This is a genomic window from Streptomyces phytophilus (genome assembly GCF_013870535.1).
GTDB lineage: Bacteria > Actinomycetota > Actinomycetes > Streptomycetales > Streptomycetaceae > Streptomyces > Streptomyces phytophilus.
The window spans coordinates 1-1253 of sequence record NZ_JACBXC010001541.1; the positions used below are offsets into that span (position 1 = coordinate 1).

Here is a 1253-nt window from a genome sequence, read left to right on the forward strand (position 1 = left end):
CCTCCAGCGTCGACGCGCACGCCCGCTTCGGCGGCGTGGTGCCCGAGGTGGCGCGCGGGGCCGAGGCCGTACGCGCCGACGCGCACCCCGAGACGGGCAAGGTCGCCTTCGGCTTCCTGCACACGCTCGGCTCCGAGACCGTGCCGGGGCTGCTGCGGGAGTTCCGCAAGGACCACCCGCGGGTGCGCTTCGCGCTGGTGCAGAACTACGGCGAGTGGATGCTCCAGCGGCTGCGCGCGGGCGAGTTGGACCTGTGCCTGACCTCGCCGGTGCCGGACGCGCCTGACCTCCGGGCGCGGCGCCTCGACGAGCAGCGCCTGCGGCTCGTGGTGCCGGACGACCACCGGCTGGCGGGGCGCCGCCGGATCCGGCTGGCGGAGGTGGCGGAGGACCCGTTCGTGACGCTGGAGCCGGGCTACGGGATGCGGCGGATGATGGAGGAGTTGTGCGCCGAGGCGGGGTTCGTGCCGCGCATCGCGTTCGAGGGGGAGGAGGCGGAGACGATCCGCGGGCTGGTCGCGGCGGGGCTCGGCGTCGCGCTGCTGCCGCCGCCCGCGGTGCCGCGGCCGGGGGTGGTGGAACTGGACGTCACGGCGCCCCGGGCGGTGCGGGAGATCGGGGTGGCGTGGGTGGCGGGGCAGCAGGAGACGGCGCCGGTGGGGGCGTTCCGGCGGTTCCTGCTGGGACGCCGGGGGCAGTTGCTGGCGGGATAGGAGGTACGGACCGGAGGCGGGACGCCGTGGCGGTGACCGGTACCGGTCACCGTGGCGGTGGCCCGTGGCGGTGACCCGTACCGGGCGGGGCCGTACCAGGGGCCGTGGTGCCCGGGCCCGACTCCCCCGCGCAAACTTCCCCCGCGCACCCGCCCAAGGGTAGGCCGCCCCTCTGACAACGCACCCGCGTACAGCCGCACCCGCACACCGCCGCGGTCGGCGTGTGCCGCGCCGCAGCGGCTCCTACGCCGGGGCGAAGCCCGCCGCCAGCGGCATCCGCAGGCCGATCGGCGGGGGCGCGGCCAGCGCGTCGGCGAGCGGCCTGCTGTACGGCCGGCCGAAGAGCGAACCCCTGACGAAGTCGGCGGCCAGGGCGAGGACTTCGGGCCGGTGCTGGTGCAGCCCGTGGCCGTCGGAGTGCACCTCGAAGCGGCACACGTCGCGGTTGGCCTTCTTCGCCCGCACCGCCAGCCGGTACGACAGGTCCGGGTCGGTGCGCGCGTCGTCCGTGCCGTGCACGAGCAGCACGGTGCGCCCGCT

General features: G+C 76.6%; 1 protein-coding gene and 1 pseudogene. One reads left to right on the top strand and one right to left on the bottom strand.

The genetic code is table 11. The annotated features are described in order from the left end of the window. On the top strand, window positions 1-713 hold a 713-nt coding region (locus tag H5J30_RS34065; protein WP_181791685.1), incomplete at its 5' end, for a LysR substrate-binding domain-containing protein. Between the two features lie 243 nt (window positions 714-956). On the opposite strand, the pseudogene H5J30_RS34070 reads toward H5J30_RS34065, so the two are convergent. Beyond that, window positions 957-1253: pseudogene (locus tag H5J30_RS34070) on the bottom strand (alpha/beta hydrolase); the annotation flags it as partial.